The organism is Marinobacter sp. (assembly GCF_052094685.1).
In the GTDB taxonomy this organism is placed as follows: domain Bacteria; phylum Pseudomonadota; class Gammaproteobacteria; order Pseudomonadales; family Oleiphilaceae; genus Marinobacter.
The window spans coordinates 1-22,070 of record NZ_JBQDKB010000048.1; the positions used below are offsets into that span (position 1 = coordinate 1).

Sequence of the window (22,070 nt, forward strand, 5' to 3'; positions counted from 1 at the left end):
CGGTATAGGGAATACCCGCCTGGGACAGAATGGCTTGCAGCGTTCCGTCTTCGCCACCGCGACCGTGCAAAGCTATAAAAACTCGATCAAATTCAGGCTTTTCTACCGTTTTTAGGAGGCAGCCCTGGATATCCATAGCGAAGGCGTCCACGCCTGCAGATACCAAGGCCGCGAGAACCGCCTTGCCGCTGTTGAGAGAAACGTCTCGCTCGGCTGAGTCTCCTCCCATAAACACAGCCACACGCCCTAGCGCCCGAACCACCTCTGGCTCGGCCTGATACGCTGGGATTTGGGAATGCTGCATATCACTCACCTGCAATTACTCCTGCTGCTGCCAAGCGAGTCGCTACGCCACCGATGTCACCTGCGCCCTGTGTCATCAGGAGGTCACCGTCCTGTAGCACGCTCTTCAGCAAGCTCTCGATTTCGCGGTTATCTTCTACAAATATCGGCTCTACCTTGCCGCGCTGCCGTATGCTGCGGCACAACGCGCGGCCATCTGCGCCTGGAATAGCAGCTTCACCAGCGGAGTACACATCCATCAATAACAGGCCATCGACTTCCGATAGAACCCGCACAAAGTCTTCATACAGATCGCGGGTTCGGGAGAACCTGTGAGGCTGATACAACATCACCAACCGCCGTCCCGGCCAAGCATCGTGAGCAGCACGAATCACCGCCTCGACCTCTGTGGGGTGATGGCCATAATCATCAACCAGCGTGATCGTGCCCTTCGACGTTTGGTAATCGCCATAAACCTGAAAACGACGCCCGACGCCGGCAAAAACCGCCAAGCCTCGACAGATAGCTTCGTCGGCAACACCCTCATCGGTCGCTACTGCAATAACTGCCAGCGCATTCAGCACGTTATGACGACCGGGCATTTTCAACTCCACGGTCAGGTCACTTCGCCCGCCGGGGCGCTTCACCAAGAAATGGGTTCTCAGGCCATCGGTGACGATGTTTTCAGCCCGATAATCCGCATCCGGATTACTGATGCCGTAAGTGATAATTGCGCGGGCGATTCGGGGAATGATTTCATTCACATAATCATCATCCACACACATCACAGCCAAGCCGTAGAACGGAAGGTTGTGGAGAAAGTCCACAAACGTCTGTTTCAGCTTTTCTACATCGCCGTCGTAGGTATCCATGTGATCGGCTTCGATATTGGTCACCACCGAAATCGTCGGCGTGAGATGCAAGAAGGAGGCATCGCTCTCATCCGCCTCAGCGACCAGATAACGGGAGCCACCTAGCTTGGCATTAGTACCGGCACTGTTCAGCTTGCCGCCGATCACAAACGTAGGATCAAGCCCTGCTTCGCCGAGCACCGAAGCAATCAGGCTAGTGGTGGTGGTCTTGCCATGGGTACCGGCTACGGCAATGCCATGGCGGTAACGCATGATCTCAGCCAGCATCTCTGCCCGGGGCACAATGGGCACTCTACGGCTACGAGCTGAAGCCACTTCGGGGTTGTCAGTGGCCACAGCAGACGACACCACGACCACGTCGGCCTTCGCGCTGTTCTCTTCCCGGTGTCCGATCTGAACCTCAATACCCATGGCCTTGAGGCGGGCCGTGACCACGCCTTCTTTCAGGTCTGAGCCAGACACGTCATAGCCTTGGTTCTTCAGCACTTCCGCAATGCCGCTCATACCGGCGCCACCGATGCCCACGAAGTGAATGTGGCGAATCCGGCGCATTTCCGGTACTTGAAAAACAAGCGGCGTATTGGTTGTATCAGCCATTAGTGGCCTCCAGACAATAATTCACGACTCGCTCCGTTGCATCGGGGCGGGCCAAAGTACGTGCAGCCTTGGCCATATCCATAACCCGGGCGCGATCCTTGGCGAGATCGCCCAGGGTTTCTGCCAGCACAACAGGTGTCAGCTGTGACTGTGGTATGAGCAGGGCCGCCTTGGCGTTTACCATTTGCTGGCCGTTTTTCGTTTGATGATCATCCACCGCGTGGGGGAATGGCACGAGCACCGCCCCAATACCTGCGGCACATAGTTCAGAGACCGTTAGGGCGCCGGCGCGGCACAACACGATATCGGCCCATCTGTAGGCTTTTGCCATGTCTTTTATAAACGGTTGAACATCAGCCTCAATTCCGTGCTGCCTGTATGAGGCTTGCGCATCTTCAACATGCTTCTCACCGCATTGATGAAGAATCAGCGGTCGCTCCTGCTTAGGCAGCATTGCCATGGCTTCTGGCAACTGCTGATTGAATACCTGGGCTCCCAGGCTGCCACCCACTACCAAAACGCGTAGCGCACAGTTCTGTTCGTCCTGCCCGCCCTCGCGTTCGGCCATTCTTTGTTCCGGCTCTGGCAGGCTCGCCAGATCTTCGCGTACCGGGTTGCCAGTGCACCGGGTAATCACATCCGGGCCAAAGCTGTCTGGGAATGCCTCCAATACCGATTTTGCAAACCGCACCAAGATGCGGTTGGTCATGCCGGCGATGGCGTTCTGTTCATGAATCACCAAAGGCGTTCTTGTAAGCCATGCGGCCACACCGCCTGGGCCAGTCACAAAACCGCCCATGCCAACCACGCAATCAGGGCGAATACGGCGCATAACGGTAAAGGCTTCGCCCAACGCACGCATCAGTCGGAACGGCGCCATGATCAATGCCAACTTGCCCTTGCCCCTAAGCCCGGAGATATGAATCAACGATAGCGGAATGCCCGTGTCACTAATCAACCGCTCTTCCATACCTCCGATGGCACCTAGCCAGTGCACTTCGTGCCCCTTGGCTTCCAGTGCCCTGGCAGTGGCCAGTGCGGGAAATACATGACCTCCGGTACCTCCGGCCATCATCAAAAACCGGCGCGATTCAGTCATAACGCGCGCCTCCTCGTTTGCGAGGGGTGGGCTTTTCCGTCGTCTGTTTTTCCTTGTCCAGCCGCTCCATTTCAACCCTGGCCAAAATCCCGATACACACACAGCTGATCATCAAGCTAGAACCGCCGTAACTTACCAGTGGCAAGGTCAATCCTTTGGTGGGCAGCAATCCGGTGCTGACCGCCATATTGATGCCCGCTTGTAGGCCAATAAGCAGCGTAATGCCGTAGGCAAAACAGGCACCGAACGGCATATCAGCCTTCTCAGCGCGACGAGCAATCACAAAACCGGTAACAACCAGAATCGTAAACAGCCCAAGCACTAGCAGTGAGCCCAGCAACCCGAACTCCTCGGCGATAATCGCAAAAATAAAGTCTGTGTGGGCCTCAGGTAAAAAGAACAATTTCTGTATCGAGTTGCCCAGCCCAACACCAGCCCATTCTCCGCGTCCAAATGCAATCAACGACTGGGTTAACTGATAACCACTATCAAACTGATCTTTCCAGGGATCCAGATAGCTCACTACGCGCTTCAGCCGGTAGGGCTGAGTCAGTATCAAAACAGCTCCGAGCACCACCAAAGTTGCGATCAGTGGTACAAACCGGCTGAGGCGTACGCCACTCAAGAAAATCATACCCGCAGCGGCTGAAACCAAGACCACCGTGGCCCCGAAATCAGGCTGAATCACTAGCAACGCCGAGGCCACTCCCAATACCACTAAGGGTTTCAAAAAGCCCGGCCAGGTATTCAGCAACTCATCACGCCGGCGCACTACGTATCCGGCCAGGTAAGCTATCAGGCACAATTTCGCGACTTCTGACACCTGCACATTGAATAGGCCAAATGGAATCCAACGCGTTGAGCCGTTCACCGTGCGGCCCAGTGGTGTAAGTACCAGAATCAGCGCCAGCATGCCTATGCCAAGCAACAACCAGCCGCTACGTTCCCACCAAGCCATGGGTACATTGACCGACACCAGTGCAAGCATGCACCCCATGGCGGCGAACATGAGCTGGCGAATCACATAGTGATAACCGTTGCCCATAGTTTCTACTGCCATATCCATGGAGGCCGAAGAGATCATCACAACCCCGATAATCAGCAGGGCTACCGAGCTGAGTATCAAAGCCACCAGTGGCTGAATTTCACCCATCCACTGTGCCCGTGCGGGTGCTACCAGGCCTGCGTGCATCACAGCACCTCCCTCAACGACTGAACCACGCCCCGGAATTGGTCACCACGATCACCATAATCGCGGAACATATCGAAACTTGCGCAAGCCGGGGAAAACAAAACCCGGTCGCCTTCCAAAGCCAACTCTGTCGATTTCTTCACGGCATCTGCCAAGGTTTTAGCACGATAGACCGGAACGCCAGAACCTACAGCTTCGGCAATACGATCTGCATCACGGCCGATCAGTACCACCGCCCGGCAACAGGCTGTGACCGGCGCTGCCAGCTCGGAAAACTCAGCACCTTTACCCTCTCCACCGGCAATCAGCACGATTCTGCCGTCGCCTTCCGGCACCAGACTTTTAACGGCTGCGACGGTCGCCCCAACATTGGTGCCTTTGGAATCGTTGATGTAATCAACCGCGGCAAGCCTGCGTATGAACTCACACCGGTGCGGCAACCCGCTAAATTTCCGAGCAGCGTCCAACATGGCGTCCATTGGCAGCCCGGCTGCATGGCCTAACGCCAACGCAGCCATCACATTGCTAAGGTTGTGCCAACCCACCAGCTTCAGCTCGCGGGCATTCAAAATGCTATCAAACCCGAACGTCAGCCAAAGACCTTGGTCATCTTCTCGGGTGCTAAAGGTATCCGGGTTGACGCGATGGAACCCAAAGCAGATAAACCGCAGATTATCCCGCGCCATGGGCGTACTCAGTGCGTCGTCCAGATTCACAATGGCGTTCTGACAACCGCGGAAAATTCGCTGTTTGGCTTGGAAATAAGCCATCTTGTCTGGGTAGCGATCTAGATGATCGTCGCTAATGTTCAGTACCGTGGCCGCCAGCGCATTCAGCTCCGAGGTGGTTTCCAGTTGGAAGCTGGAGAGTTCAAGCACGTACAGTTCGGCACCTCGATCCAACAAATCCAGCGCTGGGGTGCCAATGTTTCCACCAACTTCAACTCGGCGGCCGGCGGCGCGAGCCATGTCGCCCACCAAAGTAGTGACGGTGGTCTTGCCGTTGGACCCGGTAATGGCTATAACGGGCGCATCAGCCGCTTCGGCAAACAAATCGATATCACCGCGAATGCGCGCGCCCAGCTCAGCAGCATGTGCGATAGCAGGCTCAGCGATACTGATACCCGGACTTACGATCAGCTCGTTGAAACCAGCAAACCGTTCTGGATCAAACTGACCCAGGTAGACCGGTATGCCTGGCCACTCGGCACGTAGGTCATCCAGGCACGGTGGCGCTTCGCGGCTATCAGCCACCGCGATTTCCCTGCCTTGTGCAATCAGATAGCGCACGCAGGAGAGTCCGGTTTTACCGAGCCCTACTACCAATGTGCGACGATCCGACGTGATGACACTCATATATTCGTCCGGTTTCCTATCGTATCTTCAGACTGGCTAGGCCAATCAGAACGAGAACCACGGTGATGACCCAGAAACGCACGATCACGCGCGGCTCGGGCCAACCTTTGAGCTCAAAATGGTGATGCAGTGGCGCCATTCGAAAAATCCGGCGGCCAGTCAGCCTGAATGAAGCCACCTGCAAAATTACAGAGACGGTCTCCATCACGAACACGCCGCCCATGATAAAAAGTATGATTTCCTGGCGCACGATAACCGCGACCACGCCCAGTGCTGCGCCTAAGGCCAGGGCACCCACATCGCCCATAAAAACCTGGGCGGGATAGGTGTTAAACCACAAAAAGCCGAGCCCAGCGCCAACCAGTGCTCCGCAGAAAACAATAAGCTCGCCGGTCCCCGGCAGATGCGGAATCAGCAAGTAGTTTGCAAACTGAACGTTGCCAGACACGTAAGCGAAAATGCCCAGAGCGCCAGCGACCATGACGGTAGGCATAATCGCCAAGCCATCCAGGCCGTCCGTTAGGTTGACCGCATTACTGCTGCCGACAATCACAAAATATGTCAGCAGAATAAAAAGCACTGGCCCAAGAGTCAGCGACACGTTTTTCACAAATGGCAAATACAGGGATGTTTCTTGAGGCAATGCCGAACTGAAATACAGCACGATGGCCGCAGCAGCTCCAATCAGCGATTGCCAAAAATACTTCCAGCGCCCAGGCAACCCGCGAGGGTTCCGCTCAACAACTTTGCGGTAATCGTCTACCCAACCAATCGCACCAAACAACAGAGTCACCAGTATGGTTACCCAAATATAGCGGTTGGTCAGATCTGCCCACAGCAAGGTGCTGATGCCTATTGCCACCAGAATCAACGCGCCACCCATGGTAGGCGTGCCCGCTTTGCTGAGGTGTGTCTGAGGCCCATCGTCCCGAACCGCTTGGCCAATCTGGTACTGGCCCAGCTTTCGAATCATCACTGGGCCAATAAGTATCGAAATCAACAAAGCCGTAAGTATTCCCAAAATCCCACGCAGGGTTAGATACTGAAACACCGTCAGCGCTGAAAAGTATTCTGATAAAACCCCTGTTAACCAGAGAAGCATGCGCTATTCACCTTGTTTTTAATCTCTTCCACCACGAGATCCATGGCAGAGCTTCTGGACCCTTTCACCAGCACGGTCATCGGCGGTTCATTAGTACGAACGACGGCCTCGGCGGCCTCATCGTGTGTTTGGTACATCTCGGCTGCTCCACCAAAACCGTCGGCATAGCCCTCACAGCCAGCGCCCACAGTCAATAGGCGATCAATTCTAAGATCACGAGCAAGAGCTCCGACTTCCCGGTGCAGCTCATAGGCGGTTGGCCCAAGCTCGCCCATGGCACCGAAGACCGCAATGCGCTTGCCCTCGCGTTCTACGAGAACTCTCAGCGCTGCTTCCATGGAGGCAGGGTTGGCGTTGTAGCTGTCATCAATAACCGACAAACCCCCTGGCAGATTGATTTCCTGCAGACGGCCCGGAATAGACTCCATACATGCCAGCCCGTCGGTAATGGCGATATCTGTCGCGCCCAACTCCCGGGTTGCCGCGATAGCAAGCAGGGTGTTGGTTACGTTGTGATCGCCTTCCAGTAGCAGCGTGATGGCACAGGACCAGCCGCTAGGCCCGGTTACCACAATTTCTGGACTCAGAGCATGCGACTGTTCTATCACAGCTTTGTAGTCCGCCGCTGGGTGGCCACAACGGCTCACGCTGACAACCCGGCGATCACCTGCACGGGCAAGCCACTGGTCAAACGCTGGGTCATCCCGGTTCAGCACCACCAGGCCATCTTCGGTAACACCCTCAATGATTTCGCCCTTGGCATGCACAATATTTTCATAGCTGCCAAAGCCTTCAAGGTGCGCCTGGCCTGCGTTCGTCAGCACCACAACCTGCGGCTTTGTGATGTTGACCGTATGGGCAATTTCGCCAATCCCGCTGGCACCCAATTCAATCACGCCATACTGGTGTGTTGGTTCCAGGCCAAACAGTGTTAGCGGAACACCAATGTGGTTATTCAGGTTGCCTTGAGTTGCCAGGGTGTTGCCCATGCGAACCAATATGGCTGCGCTTATTTCTTTAACGGTGGTTTTGCCGCTGCTGCCTGTTATTGCAATCAGCTGCACACCACTCTGGTTGCGATTACCCGCAGCCAAACCGGCCAGCGCATCGTCAGTATTAGCCACCAGCAACTGAGGCATATCGAGAGAATGGTCAAACGTATCAACCACCGCAGCACATGCCCCAAGCTCCTGGGCAGACTGCAAAAATTCGTGACCATCAAAGTTTTCGCCACATAGGGCAACAAACAGATCACCCGGTCTCAACGCACGGGTATCCGTGGACACGTTCGCGTATTCAACAGCATCAAGATCTTGGGAAGCACAGGTGGCGCCGGTAAACTGCACGGCCTGGGCGAGGGAGAAGGTCCCCATCATGCTCCACCTCCTTCAATTTTCAGCATTTTTCGAACCTGAGCGGCGTCGCTGAATGGAAGCTTTTTGCCAGCCACTTCCTGCCAGGACTCATGGCCCTTTCCCGCTATAAGCACTAGGTCTTCTGGTGCTGCCATGCTGATGGCAAAACAAATTGCTTCAGCCCGATCATGAATAACCGTTGCCGAATCTGGGCTGGAGAAGCCAGCCAGAACATCCTGTACAATCGCCTCAGGAGTCTCGGTACGGGGGTTGTCATCCGTAACAACGATGACGTCCGCGCACTTTTCTGCTTCCTGGGCCATTTCCGGGCGCTTACCGCTGTCGCGGTCACCACCGCAACCAAACACGCAGATTAGCCGGCCTGTAACATGGGGGCGCAACGCAGCCAACGCATTAGCCAAGGCATCAGGTGTATGGGCATAGTCCACAACCGCTCGGACACCTTCCGCGCTACAAAAACGCTCAAGCCGGCCCGGGGGCGGAACCAATTGCGTCGCTCCCTGCTGCACCTGTTCGACCGTCGCGCCCAACGTCATAACCGTGGCAACTGCGGCAAGTACGTTGCTGGCGTTAAAGCTGCCCATGAGGGGTACCGATAAGTCGAAACCTCCCCATTCACCATCTACCACGGCATCAAAACCGGTATCAGTAGGTTGGAAGTCTTTCAACCAGAGCTCTGTCTGGGATTCATGACGGCTGTAACGAATACGGTCACACTTGCCGTCAAGGGTTTCGTAGAGCTGTCGCCCGAAAGGGTCGTCAAAATTAATCACCGAGAAGTGCACGTCCTCACGCTCGAACAGCCGTGCTTTGGCTGCCCCGTAGGCCTCCATTGAACCGTGATAGTCCAAGTGGTCTCGTGTCAGATTGGTGAAGATCGCGCCGGTTATAGTCAGGCCGTCCACCCGACCCTGATCCAAGCCATGGGAGGACACCTCCATAGCAGCGGCACGGCCGCCCTTGGCAAGAATATTCGACAGTACCCGGTTAATCTGAACCACCTCGGGCGTGGTGTGAGACGCCTTCTGCAAGGCTCCCGGCATGCCATAGCCGAGCGTTCCCATTACACCGCAAGGCGTTCCCGCATGGCCTAGCAACTGAGCTACGTAATGACTAACGGACGTTTTACCGTTGGTGCCAGTAACCCCAATGAGCCGAAGCCTACGGGAAGGATGCTCATAAAAGCGCGCAGCGATCTTACCCAGCAGTTGCCGGAGCCCTGCAACGGGAACAACCAGCGCCCCGTGATGCTCCCAGCACTCCAATTCGTTTTCCGACTCCAGGAGCACGACTGTTGCACCTGAGGCAATAGCCTGATCTACATATTGGTCAGCCGGCGTAGCAGCGCCTGCCAACGCCACAAAGGCATCGCCAGAGCCGATTTCACGGCTGTCGGTTTGCAAGCCATGGATAGTTACATCAAAGACCGACGGTACAGAGACAATCCCCTGTAACAAGGTGCTGAGAGATGTTATGCACATAAGCTCACCCCCTCTCCCCTGTTTTTCCCGCTGGCACGCCAGCGGTGCCAACGTCCAGCTCGGGCTTTACGTTCAACAGACGAAGTGCATCACTCATCACCCGAGAGAAAACAGGCGCGGCTACTTCACCACCGTAGTATTCCCCCGACTGCGGCGCATCCACGGCCACAACCGTTACAATTCGTGGGTTATCAATGGGTGCCATACCGGCAAAAATAGCCTTGTATTGGCTGTCTTCATAGCCCTGAGCACCCACTAGGTGAACCGTTCCCGTTTTGCCTCCGGCGCTATAGAAGCCGGGCTGAGCCCGCTTACCCGACCCCCTCAAAACCACTTCTCCCAGCATGGTTCGCACTTGGCCGGTTACTCGCTCAGAAAGCACTCGCTCGCCAACGGGTTTTTCGTTCAGCTTCATAAGACTTAGCGGATACCGAATGCCACCATTGGCAATAACCATATAGGCTTGGGCCAACTGAAGTGCGTTCACACTCATCCCATAACCGTATGAAAGGGTAGCTTCTTCCGAAGGTCGCCACTTAGGCCGCGCTGGCAATACACCAACAGCCTCACCTGGGAAGCCGACACCAGTTGGCTGGCCAAGTCCGAGCCTTGCATATAAGTTGCGAATCGTATCGCCTCCCAACTCTGTTGCAATTTTACTGATGCCTACGTTGCTGGACTTCACAATAATATCGGTAAGGCTAATGACTCCGTAGTTGCGGTAATCGCGAATCGTAAACCTGCCAAAGCGACGATAACCGGGCGAGGTATCAATCGTTGCCTCAGGGGAGTACTGCCCAGACTCAAGCGCAGCAGCCATAGAGATCGGCTTCATGGTTGAGCCTGGTTCAAACAGATCCGTGATAGCTTTATTGCGAAGATTTCCCGGCGCAAGCTGACTTCGGTCGTTGGGGTTATAAGACCCCTGATTGACCATAGCGAGCACCTCGCCGGTCTCAACATCCAACATAACGAGGGTTCCGCCATGGGCATCGTGGGCGCTAACAACGGCTTTTAGTTCGCGGTACGCCAAATACTGCAATCGCAGATCAATGCTCAACTCAAGCTTGTGCCCAGGGCTCGCGTCCCGAATAAGCGTAAGATCTTTGATGACGCGCCCGCGATTATCCTTCAACACGCGTTTGCGACCTGATTCGCCAGACAACCACTCGTTGTAAGCCAGCTCCATGCCTTCCTGGCCACGCTCATCAATGTTGGTAAACCCGACAACATGGGCAGTCACTTCGCCCGCCGGATAATAGCGCCGGTACTCCTGCCGCGTATAAACGCCCGGAATGTCCAGATCCATCGCCTTTAGAGCCAGCCCGGGCTGAACCTTGCGGCGCAGGTAAATAAATTCACGTCCCGCGTATGTGGCCAGTCGCTTACGCAGCCGTGCTTCACTGATATCCAGCAGCCGTGCAAGATTAGCTAGGCGCGGCTCATCAGGATCTGTCTCTGAAGGGTTCGCCCAGAGGGTTCGTACCGGGGTGCTCACAGCCAACGGCTCACCATAACGGTCAGTTACCACGCCACGATGGGCATCGATTGTCTCTACACGAATGGTGCGAACATCGCCTTGTTTACGCAAAAAATCATTATCAACAACCTGCAGATCCACCAGGCGCCAACCCAGCGCCAGGACAACTACCAGAAAAACACCCAGCACAGAACCAAAGCGCCAGGCTTTCAACCCAGCTGCCATTTTTTGGCTTAATGTTCTTGCTGATTCCTGATTAGACAATCAGTTCACCCTGCTGGCTGTTGTCATCGTGAATTATCGGGCCGCTAACGGCGTCATCAGGGGCACAAGAACAATATCCTGACGACCCGGAACCACCATACTGAAGCGCTCTGCCGCAAGTTTTTCTACCCGGCCGTGACCACCCAGAGCACTTTGTTCCAGAAGCAACTGACTCCATTCGGCTTGAAAACTGTCACGCTCCGCTTGAAGCTGAGACAGCGTATTGAACAGCGCACGATTCTCGTGGGCACTGACAACCACTCCAATAGAGGAACCTACAAGCAGCACGGCAAGCGCCAGTGACACCAAAACCCTTTTCTGACGTGTAGCATCAAACACCCGCCGGGAAATTCGGACGGCCGCAACAACACCCTCACGTACCTTCTCTTTATTCAGCTTGGCCGGCTTTACTGTCGGCTCTATGGCTACCGCGCCCATAATTACGCGCTCCCCTGAGATGTTTGTTTTTGATCGATACGCTCCAACACCCGCATAACAGCGCTGCGAGCGCGAACATTTTCACCAACTTCACCGGCACCTGCCTTATTGGCCTTACCTATCAATCGAAAATCCGAGGCTTCCTGCTCGGCCGTCACAGGTATACCTTTAGGCAACCTGGGGCCGCGAGCGAGGTCTCGCATAAACCGCTTCACAAGCCGGTCTTCCAGCGAGTGAAAGCTGATCACAACCAGCCGACCACCAGGTGCAAGTCGATCGACTGCCGCCTGCAACCCTATCTCCAGGTCTTCAAGCTCGCGGTTAATAAAAATGCGAATGGCCTGAAAAGTGCGGGTTGCCGGGTGTTTGTGCTTCTCTTTTTTCGGTACCGCCGTACTCGCCAACTCAGCAAGCTGGAGCGTGGTCTCAATCGGCGTCTCTTGACGTCGCTCGACAATTAGGCGTGCGATACGACGGGAAAACCGCTCTTCACCGTAGCGAAAGATCACATCGGCGATGTCGCGCTCTTCGGCACTTGCAAGCCATTCGGCTGCACTCGGCGATTGCAGCGGATTCATGCGCATGTCGAGCGGGCCATCACGCATAAAACTGAAACCTCGCGAGGCATCGTCAAGCTGCGGCGAAGACACGCCAAGATCCATCAACACGCCATTAACCTGCTCCCAGCCTGCTTCGGATACCGCGCGGCTGAGTTCAGCAAATGAACCGTGGAAATACCCGAAGCGGGGATCATTCGACGCTAGTTCTTCAGCGACACGGATAGCTTCGGGATCTTTGTCGATACCCAACAACTGACCAGACACACCCAAGCGCCCAAGAATGAGCTGGCTGTGGCCGCCACGACCAAACGTGCCATCCACATATTTGCCATCGGGATCACTAATCATATAGTCGACCGCCGAATCCAGGAGTACCGAACGATGAGAAAACGCCGTTCCAGCCTCCGGTTTGCGATCAGAGGTCATAGGGAAAGCGCCTCCATCTCAGGCGGCATATCTTCATCGCAGGAAGATTCATCAAGCCATGTAAACCAGCGTTCTTCACTCCAAAGCTCCAGCTTTTTGCCTTGCCCAATGAGCATCAATTTTTTCTCAAGATGGGCATAACTGCGCAACGTGGGCGGCACCAAAATGCGCCCGGCAGAATCCATTTCCATCGGCGCGGCGTTACCAAGCAGCAAGCGCTGCAAACGTCGTGCGGCTTTGTTCATGTTGGGAAGCGCTTCAATCTTAGGACGGAGTATTTCCCACTCGGGCTCCGGGTATACCAGCAGACATCGCTCTTCATCGGCATTCGCCGTCAACACAATGCGGCCACCACAGGCTTGCGCGAGGCTTTCGCGCACCTTGGTAGGGATCGCCAAACGACCCTTTGCATCCATATTGATGGCATGACTGCCGAGAAAATTACTCATTTAGTCCGTCTCTGGAAACCTAAAAACCACAAATAACCACTAGAAACCACTTTTTCCCACTTGTGCACACTATAGAAACACGCTATTCACAATGCAAGCGCCGCAAACAGCGGCCCTCTTGGGAAAGTTCCTTTTATGACAACAAGTTACAGCCAGAGACGTGAGAGAAAGGTGACATTACGAAAAAGAAAAGAAGAAAAATCAAACACCTGCAAAACTGTCTGAAGAAGACAAGTGAGGTTTAAGATTTTTTGGGCATAAGAGGCGTGCTGTGAGAATAAACACGCCCCATAAAGAGAGGAAAAAGCGAGCTCGCCGATAAGCCGGGTTTTGTCGTGGACAGTCATTCATCTAGGGCCTGCGTCACCACAGGCCTCAAGCAACCTACCCGAGTCCAGCGCGGGCCACGCCATCGGACTCCTATTTGGTCTTGCTCCAGGTGGGGTTTACCATCGCCGTGGACTGTTACCAGCCACGCGGTGCGCTCTTACCGCACCGTTTCACCCTTACCGGTGTTCGTGAACAAGTCACGAGCACTTAGGCGGTCTGCTTTCTGTTGCACTTTCCGTCGGCTCACGCCGCCCAGGAGTTACCTGGCACCTTGCCCTGCGGAGCCCGGACTTTCCTCCCCCGGTAAACCGGCGGCGACTGTCTGGCGAGCTCGTGCGAGACAATACTCTTGCACCACCCACCATGCAAGGAAAAGCGCAGGTTAAGGACTCAACTACCCTTAAGATCAAGGGCTCGCTGATACAGTTCATTTTTCCCCAGCCCTGTCAGCTCAGAGGCCATCTTTGCAGCTTTCTTTAATGGTAGCTCCGCCATCAATAGACTTAGCAGCTGATCCACATCCAGAGCGCCGGCCATCAAGCCGCTTTCAGCCTTTTGAGCCCCTCGGACCATGACAACAAACTCACCACGACTGCCATGAGGATCTTCTATGAGCGCTGCGTGTACATCTGCAGCGCCACCAAAATAAAACGTTTCGAACGTTTTGGTAATTTCCCGACCCAGTACAATCTCTCGTTGCGCCCCCATAATGTCCGCAATATCGGCTACGGTGGCCAGTATCCTGTGAGGCGACTCATAGAACACCAACGTCGAAACCTCCTTACAAAGCTCATCCAGAGCTGTGCGTCGACCGGCACGCTTTGCCGGCAAAAAACCAACAAACAAAAAACGATCGGTAGGCAAACCTGCTGCGCTCAGCGCAGCGACCAATGCACAGGGCCCAGGAACAGGGCTTACCCGTAGCCCTTCAGCTCTAACATCACGGACCAGCACATAGCCTGGATCGGAGATCAACGGCGTACCGGCATCTGAAATCAACGCTACATCTGCCCCTGCCAACAGCTGATCCAATATACCCTGAACTCTGCCGCGCTCATTGTGATCATGCAGTGCAATCAGTGGCTTGCTGATCCCCAAATGCTGCAGCAATCGACCACTATGGCGAGTATCCTCAGCCGCAATAACCGCCACATCCGAGAGCACTTTAATTGCACGCGAGGAAAGGTCATCCAGATTACCAATGGGGGTAGCGACGACATAAAGCGTTCCCCGGGTATCACCTGGCTTTATTACCTGCATGGCTGACTGATCCGATTCAGATTTCAAAATATGTGCCTCGCGTACAAAAGACGGCGTGAGCATGACACCTGCGTCATGTGAATTGGCCCGGGAGCTGTTAAACTTGCCACCATCAGTTCGGCGCCACAAGCCCAAAACTCCGGAATCTATAGAGCTTGCCATGACCAAAAACCGTATTACACATCGCGCCTTGGCCGGTATATTTACGCTGACCCTGCTATTTGCCGGTTGCGCCAGTATCAACCTAGACTCACAAGTTGCGAAATCTCCCTCCCAGGCACTTGAGCTTGCAGCAAGGGAAAGCAACACTGAAAAAGCACAGCAATACTTGCTGAACGTTGCCAGCCGATTCCAGGAGCGCGGCGAACACCGGGCGGCCCGCACATTACTTCAGAGCACTCAGCTTGCGCAACCTGCTCCGCCTTTACAGGCGCAGAAGCAGCTACTTGCTATGACAAGCGCGGTGGCACTCGAAGACCGAAAGTGGGCCGACAGCATTGTTGCGAAACTCTCGCCCGACAACTTCAGAAGCTACAACTCAGACCTGATTAACCAAGCAGCCAGCCTTCAAGCTGAAACCTATGCGCTAGTGGGCGACCACCTTTCAGCAGCCATGACACTGATGCTGCTTTCCCAGACAGATGGCAAAATCAATCCACAACAGATCCACGATCAGATCTGGGAATTCCTAAAAGCTGTTCCGGAGCAGAAACTCGCTTCCACAGGCGAGAACAGCATTGGTTTTGAGACGGAAGGCTGGCTCGAACTTGCCGGCAGCGTTCGAGCACCGGAGCTAAGCATTGATGATCAAAGCCGCATCATACGGCGCTGGCAAAACAACTGGCCCGGCCACCCAGCCGCTCAAATATTACCCTCCGAACTTCAGCTTATCGCGAGCCTCGCTGAAAACCGGCCAGAAAAAATCGCCCTCGCCCTACCCCTCCAAGGGCCGTTAGCCGCAGCCGGCAAGGCTATCCGCGATGGCTTTCTCGCTGCCTATTACCAGGATGAATCAGGAGACCGCAACAAGACCGACATTCGCGTTGTGGACACTTCTGGTCAGCCGTTTGACGAACTGTATAAAGAATTGGCCGCTCAAGATATCGACCTGGTTATTGGCCCTCTTGAAAAGAAAGCACTAGCAAGCCTTACCAGCATGAGAACCCTCCCGGTTCCTGCCTTGGGACTCAACTATCTGCCAGATAGCCAAAAGGCTCCCGATGGCCTGTATCAGTTTGGCCTCTCAGCGGAGGATGAAGCCCGGCAGATTGCAGACAGACTCGCAGGACAAAGCATCAATCAAGTGCTCGTGCTGATCCCTGATGGCGAATGGGGTGATCGGGTTGAGACCGCCCTACTCAAGCGCATGCAGCATAACGGTGCGGTAGCTTTGGATATCCAACGATTCTTCCGCGAGGATAACCTACGGGCGGTCACAGCAGATCTACTGGGCATTACCGTATCCAGGGATCGTGCGATTCAAGTGGAGCGCACCATTGGCTTGAACGTCGAATTCGAACCGCGGCGCCGCCAAGATGCCGAGGCCATTATAATGGTGGCCGAGCCAGCAGTCGCTCGCCAGTTCAAGCCCTTGTTTGCGTACTATTTTGGAGGCGACCTGCCGGTATACTCGCCGTCGATTATTTACGAAGGCACACCAGATGCTGGCCGGGATCGCGACCTCAACCAAGTAATGTTCACAGACATCCCCTGGGTGCTCGACGACAAAAACCCACTGCGCAACGAAGCCAGTCAAGTTCTACCTGGCACTCGTGGCCAGCTGGGCAGATTGTTTGCCATGGGAGCCGACGCATGGCAGCTAAGCAAACGCCTCCCCCTACTCCGTCAAGTCCAGACCGCAACAATCGACGGCCAAACAGGACAGCTGGCCATGACCAGGGAAGGCAGCATCCACCGAAATCAGCTTTGGGCTCAATTCGAAAGCGGAACGCCCAACCTACTACCTCAGCCAGTAACGCCAAGCACTGAAGAGGGTGAGAACTCGCAAGCGCTGACCAACTGACGCCACACCGAAAAAAGGACAGCGGAGCCATGGAAGGCAGCAAAGCTATAGGGACACACTTTGAAGGCGTAGCCGCGCGGTATCTTGCCTCGAACGGCGTACAGATCCGAGAGCGCAACGTTTATAACCGTGGCGGTGAAATCGATCTGATAGGGCAGGACAAAGATACTCTCGTTTTCTTTGAGGTACGCTACCGAGGTAGCGGCAGCCTGGTAGACCCGGCAAGTTCCATTTCTTACCCGAAACGGCGTCGCCTATTGAAAGCCGTTTCGTTTTACCTGCACCGACACCATCTATGGGACACCCTCTGCCGTATAGATGTAGTAGCAATCAGCCCGGGAACCGAAAAAAAATACCGGGTACAATGGATCAAAAATGCAATCCAGGCGGACGTATAAACTCTAATGAACGATATGGGCAACCTGATCAACCAGCTATTTGCGAGCCACATGGAGCACACCGCTCAGGCAGCCAGCACCGTCGGGCCTGCTATAGAGCAAGCCGCAGACGCTTTCGTAAACGCCCTTCTAAATGACGGGAAGATCGTTACCTGCGCCAACGGTAACGCCAACGTAATCGCCCAGTACTTCTGTACCGCGCTCCTGAACCGCTTTGAACAGGATCGACCGGCATTGCCAGCCATCAACTTGGGGGCCGATGCGACAACCTATTCTGCCATTTGCCGCGATAACCGATTCAACGACACCTTCTCGCGCCAGGTTAAGGCCATCGGCAAGCCCGGTGACCTACTATTCGTGATTGTTGATGACGGCCACAAGGCAAATCTTATTCAGGCTATTCAGGCGGCTCATGACCGGGAAATGAACGTGGTGGTGCTAAGCGCGAAGGAGAAGTCTGACATATCATCCCTGATGCACTCTGAAGATCACGAGATCGCCCTAAACGATTTGTCGCCAACAGAGGCCACACCGATACTTCTGCTTGTGATTAACGCGCTTTGCTCACTGGTGGACGGCAAACTTTTCGGCGGCTAACAAAAATGCCGGCATCTGCCGGCATTTTTGTTAAAACAGCTCACAAACTATGACCTACTTAACAACCTTAAGAGTGGGTCGACCAGATGGTCGCTCATCCGGTCCTCCAGACTGCCGAGAACCCTCACTATCATTTGTGCCATCAGGATCAGGAGAGCCTGGCTCACTGCCAAACACCATACCTTCACCGTTTTCTTTGGCGTAGATGGCCAAAACAGCCTGAAGAGGGATAAACACCTGCATAGGCACCCCACCAAAGCGGGCGCTGAACTCCAGCGCACTGTTGCCAACCACTAAGCCACGCACCGCCCCGGGGCAGATATTCAGAACGATTTGTCCGTTCGCTACATGCTCGGTAGGTACCTGAACACCCTGAATGCCTGCATCCACAACTATGTATGGCGTGCAGTCGTTATCCAGTATCCATTCATTAAAAGCACGAACCAGATACGGACGGCTGGAAGTCATGGTGATCTTATTATCAGGCACTGCTAGTCTCCTGTTCCTTAATGAGGAACCACGCCAAATCAATCAGCTACGGATGTCTTCTTCAAGATCAGAAAGGCTTGCCTTGAAACCTTCGCGCTCGAAAATGCTCTCCATATACTTGTGCAATGGTTTCGCCTGCTTATCATTGAGCTCTATGCCCAGTGACGGCAAACGCCAGAGAATGGGAGCAATACAGCAATCCACAATGGTGAATTCCTCAGAGAGGAAAAACGGCATTTCACCAAACAACGGTGCCGTCGCGAGCAGGCTTTCGCGCAGCTCTTTGCGAGCCGCTTCGGATGCCTTGGCGTTTGGCTGGTTCAGAATCTGATCAACTAAGCCACACCAGTCCCTCTGGATCCGGTGAATCATCAACCGGCTGTTCGCACGAGCTACCGGGTAAACTGGCAACAAAGGCGGATGCGGAAAGCGCTCATCAAGATATTCCATCATGATGTTAGGCTCATACAGAACCAGGTCGCGATCCACCAACGTTGGCAGGGCGTTATACGGATTCAGATCAGCCAGTTCGGCTGGTGGATTATCCGGGTCAACATCAACGACATCAACGGTAACACCCTTCTCCGCCAACACAATACGCACTCTGTGGCTATAGTGGCTGGTTGGATCTGAGAAAAACGTCATCGATGACCGCTTGGTCACAACGCCCATAAAACTACCTCACGAGTAAACAAACCGAAATGGCCCTGAAAAACGCAAAAATTCCAGCGCGCCGGTTAACGCCCGCTGGAACTCAGGGAACGGGATTATACCCTATTTCTTAGTGTACGTCCTTCCAGTACTCACGATTGAGTAGGTAGGCGAAGACAAAGAAAATAGCAACAAAGATCAGTACGAAAATCCCTAAGCGCTCACGCTCAACCTTGATCGGATCCGCCATGTAAGACATGAAATTGGTCAGGTCGTACATCGCACTGTCGAATTCAGCACCGGTCATACTGCCTTCGGTAGCATATTCCGGGCAAGCACTAGCGTTATTGACATTACCGCTCAAAGGCTCAACAGTGGCTTTTTTGCCAATATTAGGCTCAACCGCACACAGACCCTGCAGGTCGACCATGACATGGGGCATGCCCACCTTGTCGAACACCACGTTGTTTACACCCAGCGGACGTGATTCATCCTTATAAAAACCACGTAGGTAGGAGTATACCCAAGACTCACCGCGCAAGCGGCTTTCCAGCGTAAGATCCGGTGGCGGAGCACCGAACCAGCCCGCTGCCATGTCCTTGTTCATGGAGTTCTTCATCAGTTCACCAACTTGGGCGCCAGTGAAAATAAGATTCTCTTCGTAAAGCGCGACAGGAATCTCAAGGTCGTCAGCAACCCGCTTGTAGCGAGCATACTCCATGGAGTGACACCCCATACAGTAGTTTGTGAACATCGCCGCACCGCGCTGGAGGGACGCTTTATTGGTGTGATCCGCTTCGACGTGATCAAGTGGAACACCAGCACCCGCTGCCAACCCGAGAACCGGCAGGAATGCGATGAAAAGACCAAAAATCAGCTTTCTCATTATCCTGTCACCCTCTCTGGTACCGGCTTGGTTTTCTCCATGCGCGTATAGAACGGCATTAGAATGAAGTAGAGGAAATACACCACTGTTAGAATCTGGGCAACGACAGTACGCCCCTCGGTGGTAGGTACAAGACCTAGATAGCCGAGAATGACGAAGCTCACCGCGAACAACGCAAGTGCGATTTTGCTCAACCAGCCTTTGTAGCGAATAGAACGCACAGGGCTTCTGTCCAACCACGGCAGAACAAACAGAATCGCAATGGCACCACCCATCACAACCACACCCCAAAACTTCGCTGGCAGACCGAATAGATCAACCGTTACCGCTCGCAACATGGCGTAGAACGGCGTGAAGTACCAAACAGGCGCAATATGTTCTGGTGTTTTCAGAGCATTTGCAGGCTCGAAGTTCGGCCTCTCAATAAACATACCGCCCATTTCAGGGAAGAAAAACACCACTATAAAGAAGATGAAGAAGAATACCGCGACGCCCACAAGGTCGTGCACCGAGTAGTACGGGTGGAACGGAATACCATCTTTTGGAATGCCGTTTTCGTCCTTATTCTTCTTAATATCGATACCGTCCGGGTTGTTCGAACCCACTTCATGCAATGCAAGAATATGAAGAACCACAAGACCCAACAAAACAATTGGCAAAGCAACTACGTGCAAGGCAAAGAAGCGGTTAAGGGTAATACCCGAGATGAGGTAATCGCCACGAATCCACAAAGACAGATCTTCACCAATGACAGGAATCGCGCCAAACAGGTTGACTATAACCTGCGCACCCCAGTAGGACATTTGCCCCCAAGGCAGCAGATAGCCCATGAACGCTTCTGCCATCAACACCAGATAGATCAGCATGCCAAATAGCCAGATCAGCTCACGAGGCTTCTGATAGGAGCCATACATCAGACCTCGGAACATGTGAAGGTAAACCACAATAAAGAAGGCCGAGGCACCCGTGGAGTGCAGATAGCGCAAGAGCCAGCCCCACTGTACATCACGCATGATGTACTCAACGGAAGCGAAAGCACCCTCACCCGTCGGGTTGTAACTCATGGTAAGCCAGATACCGGTCACCAACTGGTTGACCAGTACAAGCATTGCCAAAGAGCCGAAAAAGTACCAGAAATTGAAGTTTTTCGGCGCGTAGTATTTTGCCAGGTGATTATTCCAGGCATCAACAACTGGCAGACGTTCGTCTACCCAATTAAGAAGCTTTCGCATTACGCTGCCTCCGGATCAAGACCAATGGTGAGAGTCTCATCATCGTCGTAACGATAAGGCGGAACCTGCAAATTCAGTGGAGCAGGCTGCGCTGTGTAGACCCGTCCAGCCATATCGTAGCGGGAGCCGTGACAAGGGCAGAACAAGCCGCCAAGCCACTCATCACCCAGATCTGCTGGCGCCACTTCCGGGCGGTAGGTGGGCACGCAGCCCAGATGGGTGCACAAACCAACAAGGACAGCCAGCTCGGGCTTAAGCGAACGCAATACGCCTTCAATATATGGCGGCTGCTGCTGGGTTTCAGACTGAGGGTCTTTGACCTTGTCGTTGAGCTTTTTAATATTGCTCACCATTTCGTCTGTACGGCGGATCAGCCAAACCGGCATACCCCGCCACGAAACGGTGATCTGCTGACCCGGTTCAATCTTGCTGATATTGACGGTTACCGGCGCACCAGCCGCCTCCGCTTTGGCACTGGGATTCCAGGATGCCACGAAAGGAACTGCCGCACCGACGACGCCGACTCCACCGACCGCAGCCGTAGCGCCGATCAGAAATCGGCGCCGACCTTGGCTCACGTCGCCATTATTCATTATGGTTTTCTCCCATCAGGCGATGTCACAGCCCGCCAGAAAGCCGGCAGTGCGCATCAAAAAGAACTTCACAACCCAAAATTATAAGCGATCAAATAGTAATGAAATTACCATGTTCTTACAAGTCGGAAAGCCGCCACCAGAGCCCGTACTCTGCCCTAGATCAATTTGGATACCATTGATCCTGAAACAAAAAAACCCGACCAAAATAGCCGGGTTTTCCTGAGATCTGCTCCAGCGAAACTTAACGCTTGGAGAACTGAGGACGCTTGCGCGCCTTACGCAGACCAACTTTCTTACGCTCGACTGCACGAGCATCACGGGTAACATAACCCGCTGAACGCATCGCCGGACGAAGAGTTTCGTCGTAATCCATCAACGCACGAGTCAGGCCGTGACGAATAGCGCCCGCCTGACCACTGCTACCACCACCTTTAACGGTGATATTGATATCAAAACGATCCGCAGATTCTGCAACAACCAGAGGCTGGCGCACGATCATGCGAAGCGTCTCACGACCGAAGAACTCTTCGATCGTGCGACCGTTGATAGAAATGCTACCGCTTCCCGGCTTGATAAACACCCGAGCCGTGGACGTTTTGCGGCGACCAGTACCGTAATTTTGTGCTACAGACATA

21 protein-coding genes, 1 other RNA gene and 1 pseudogene are annotated in these 22,070 nt (G+C 54.2%); 3 read left to right on the forward strand and 20 right to left on the reverse strand.

What is annotated here, in order from left to right; genetic code table 11:
- The 14 genes and pseudogenes from ACTH3S_RS10920 to rsmI all read right to left on the reverse strand — a co-directional run.
- Window positions 1-304, reverse strand: a pseudogene (locus ACTH3S_RS10920) (D-alanine--D-alanine ligase); the annotation flags it as partial.
- A gap of 1 nt (window position 305) precedes the next feature.
- Window positions 306-1,751: a UDP-N-acetylmuramate--L-alanine ligase gene (gene murC / locus ACTH3S_RS10925; RefSeq protein ID WP_441809042.1), complete on the reverse strand. Its 1,446-nt coding sequence runs from the start codon at window positions 1,749-1,751 to the stop codon at window positions 306-308.
- A complete protein-coding gene (gene murG, locus ACTH3S_RS10930) occupies window positions 1,744-2,850 on the reverse strand; it encodes an undecaprenyldiphospho-muramoylpentapeptide beta-N-acetylglucosaminyltransferase (RefSeq protein WP_441809043.1) in 1,107 nt (368 codons plus the stop codon). The genes murC and murG overlap by 8 nt, the downstream gene beginning before the upstream one ends.
- Window positions 2,843-4,042, reverse strand: a complete 1,200-nt coding sequence (ftsW, locus tag ACTH3S_RS10935) for a putative lipid II flippase FtsW (RefSeq protein WP_441809044.1) — start codon at window positions 4,040-4,042, stop codon at window positions 2,843-2,845. The genes murG and ftsW overlap by 8 nt, the downstream gene beginning before the upstream one ends.
- Window positions 4,042-5,397, reverse strand: a complete 1,356-nt coding sequence (gene murD / locus ACTH3S_RS10940) for a UDP-N-acetylmuramoyl-L-alanine--D-glutamate ligase (protein WP_441809045.1) — start codon at window positions 5,395-5,397, stop codon at window positions 4,042-4,044. Before murD ends, ftsW begins: the two co-directional genes overlap by 1 nt.
- Before the next feature lie 16 nt (window positions 5,398-5,413).
- On the reverse strand, window positions 5,414-6,499 hold the full coding sequence (gene mraY, locus ACTH3S_RS10945; RefSeq protein WP_441809046.1) for a phospho-N-acetylmuramoyl-pentapeptide-transferase: 1,086 nt from the start codon (window positions 6,497-6,499) through the stop codon (window positions 5,414-5,416).
- Window positions 6,484-7,875, reverse strand: a complete 1,392-nt coding sequence (locus ACTH3S_RS10950) for a UDP-N-acetylmuramoyl-tripeptide--D-alanyl-D-alanine ligase (protein WP_441809047.1) — start codon at window positions 7,873-7,875, stop codon at window positions 6,484-6,486. The genes mraY and ACTH3S_RS10950 overlap by 16 nt, the downstream gene beginning before the upstream one ends.
- Entirely contained in the window at window positions 7,872-9,356 is a 1,485-nt protein-coding gene (locus ACTH3S_RS10955; RefSeq protein WP_441809048.1) for a UDP-N-acetylmuramoyl-L-alanyl-D-glutamate--2,6-diaminopimelate ligase, read from the reverse strand. The genes ACTH3S_RS10950 and ACTH3S_RS10955 overlap by 4 nt, the downstream gene beginning before the upstream one ends.
- Before the next feature lie 4 nt (window positions 9,357-9,360).
- Entirely contained in the window at window positions 9,361-11,100 is a 1,740-nt protein-coding gene (locus ACTH3S_RS10960; protein ID WP_441809049.1) for a peptidoglycan D,D-transpeptidase FtsI family protein, read from the reverse strand.
- Between the two features lie 33 nt (window positions 11,101-11,133).
- Window positions 11,134-11,538 (reverse strand): cell division protein FtsL, encoded by a 405-nt coding sequence (gene ftsL, locus ACTH3S_RS10965; RefSeq protein ID WP_441809050.1) that lies wholly within the window; start codon window positions 11,536-11,538, stop codon window positions 11,134-11,136.
- 2 nt (window positions 11,539-11,540) lie between these two features.
- On the reverse strand, window positions 11,541-12,524 hold the full coding sequence (gene rsmH, locus ACTH3S_RS10970) for a 16S rRNA (cytosine(1402)-N(4))-methyltransferase RsmH (protein WP_441809051.1): 984 nt from the start codon (window positions 12,522-12,524) through the stop codon (window positions 11,541-11,543).
- The gene (gene mraZ, locus ACTH3S_RS10975) at window positions 12,521-12,973 is read right to left on the reverse strand and encodes a division/cell wall cluster transcriptional repressor MraZ (RefSeq protein ID WP_441809052.1); all 453 of its coding nucleotides are present in this window, start codon (window positions 12,971-12,973) and stop codon (window positions 12,521-12,523) included. The genes rsmH and mraZ overlap by 4 nt, the downstream gene beginning before the upstream one ends.
- A gap of 303 nt (window positions 12,974-13,276) precedes the next feature.
- An RNA gene (gene rnpB, locus ACTH3S_RS10980) (RNase P RNA component class A) lies at window positions 13,277-13,637 on the reverse strand.
- A gap of 56 nt (window positions 13,638-13,693) precedes the next feature.
- Window positions 13,694-14,563, reverse strand: coding sequence for a 16S rRNA (cytidine(1402)-2'-O)-methyltransferase (gene rsmI, locus ACTH3S_RS10985; protein ID WP_441809066.1), 870 nt, complete (start codon window positions 14,561-14,563; stop codon window positions 13,694-13,696).
- A gap of 160 nt (window positions 14,564-14,723) precedes the next feature.
- Here rsmI and ACTH3S_RS10990 point away from each other — a divergent pair, with 160 nt between their 5' ends.
- Genes ACTH3S_RS10990 through ACTH3S_RS11000 form a run of 3 tightly spaced genes read left to right on the forward strand, consistent with a single transcriptional unit; the run spans window position 14,724 to window position 17,581 of the window.
- Entirely contained in the window at window positions 14,724-16,586 is a 1,863-nt protein-coding gene (locus ACTH3S_RS10990) for a penicillin-binding protein activator (RefSeq protein WP_441809053.1), read from the forward strand.
- 29 nt (window positions 16,587-16,615) lie between these two features.
- Window positions 16,616-16,984 carry a YraN family protein gene (locus ACTH3S_RS10995; protein ID WP_441809054.1) on the forward strand — a complete coding sequence of 123 codons (369 nt, stop codon included), beginning with the start codon at window positions 16,616-16,618 and terminating at the stop codon, window positions 16,982-16,984.
- Between the two features lie 6 nt (window positions 16,985-16,990).
- Complete coding sequence (locus ACTH3S_RS11000) at window positions 16,991-17,581, forward strand: D-sedoheptulose-7-phosphate isomerase (RefSeq protein ID WP_441809055.1); 591 nt, start codon at window positions 16,991-16,993, stop codon at window positions 17,579-17,581.
- A 54-nt stretch (window positions 17,582-17,635) separates the two neighbouring features.
- On the opposite strand, the gene ACTH3S_RS11005 is transcribed toward ACTH3S_RS11000, so the two are convergent.
- From ACTH3S_RS11005 to rpsI, 6 genes are all read right to left on the reverse strand, one after another.
- A complete protein-coding gene (locus ACTH3S_RS11005) occupies window positions 17,636-18,049 on the reverse strand; it encodes a ClpXP protease specificity-enhancing factor (protein WP_441809067.1) in 414 nt (137 codons plus the stop codon).
- 63 nt (window positions 18,050-18,112) lie between these two features.
- Window positions 18,113-18,742, reverse strand: a complete 630-nt coding sequence (locus ACTH3S_RS11010; RefSeq protein WP_441809056.1) for a glutathione S-transferase N-terminal domain-containing protein — start codon at window positions 18,740-18,742, stop codon at window positions 18,113-18,115.
- A gap of 109 nt (window positions 18,743-18,851) precedes the next feature.
- Window positions 18,852-19,607: a cytochrome c1 gene (locus ACTH3S_RS11015; RefSeq protein WP_441809057.1), complete on the reverse strand. Its 756-nt coding sequence runs from the start codon at window positions 19,605-19,607 to the stop codon at window positions 18,852-18,854.
- A complete protein-coding gene (locus ACTH3S_RS11020) occupies window positions 19,607-20,839 on the reverse strand; it encodes a cytochrome b (protein WP_441809058.1) in 1,233 nt (410 codons plus the stop codon). The genes ACTH3S_RS11015 and ACTH3S_RS11020 overlap by 1 nt, the downstream gene beginning before the upstream one ends.
- Window positions 20,839-21,432, reverse strand: coding sequence for a ubiquinol-cytochrome c reductase iron-sulfur subunit (petA, locus tag ACTH3S_RS11025; RefSeq protein ID WP_441809059.1), 594 nt, complete (start codon window positions 21,430-21,432; stop codon window positions 20,839-20,841). The genes ACTH3S_RS11020 and petA overlap by 1 nt, the downstream gene beginning before the upstream one ends.
- A gap of 244 nt (window positions 21,433-21,676) precedes the next feature.
- Window positions 21,677-22,069, reverse strand: coding sequence for a 30S ribosomal protein S9 (gene rpsI, locus ACTH3S_RS11030; RefSeq protein ID WP_441809060.1), 393 nt, complete (start codon window positions 22,067-22,069; stop codon window positions 21,677-21,679).
- Between the last annotated feature and the right edge of the window lies 1 nt (window position 22,070).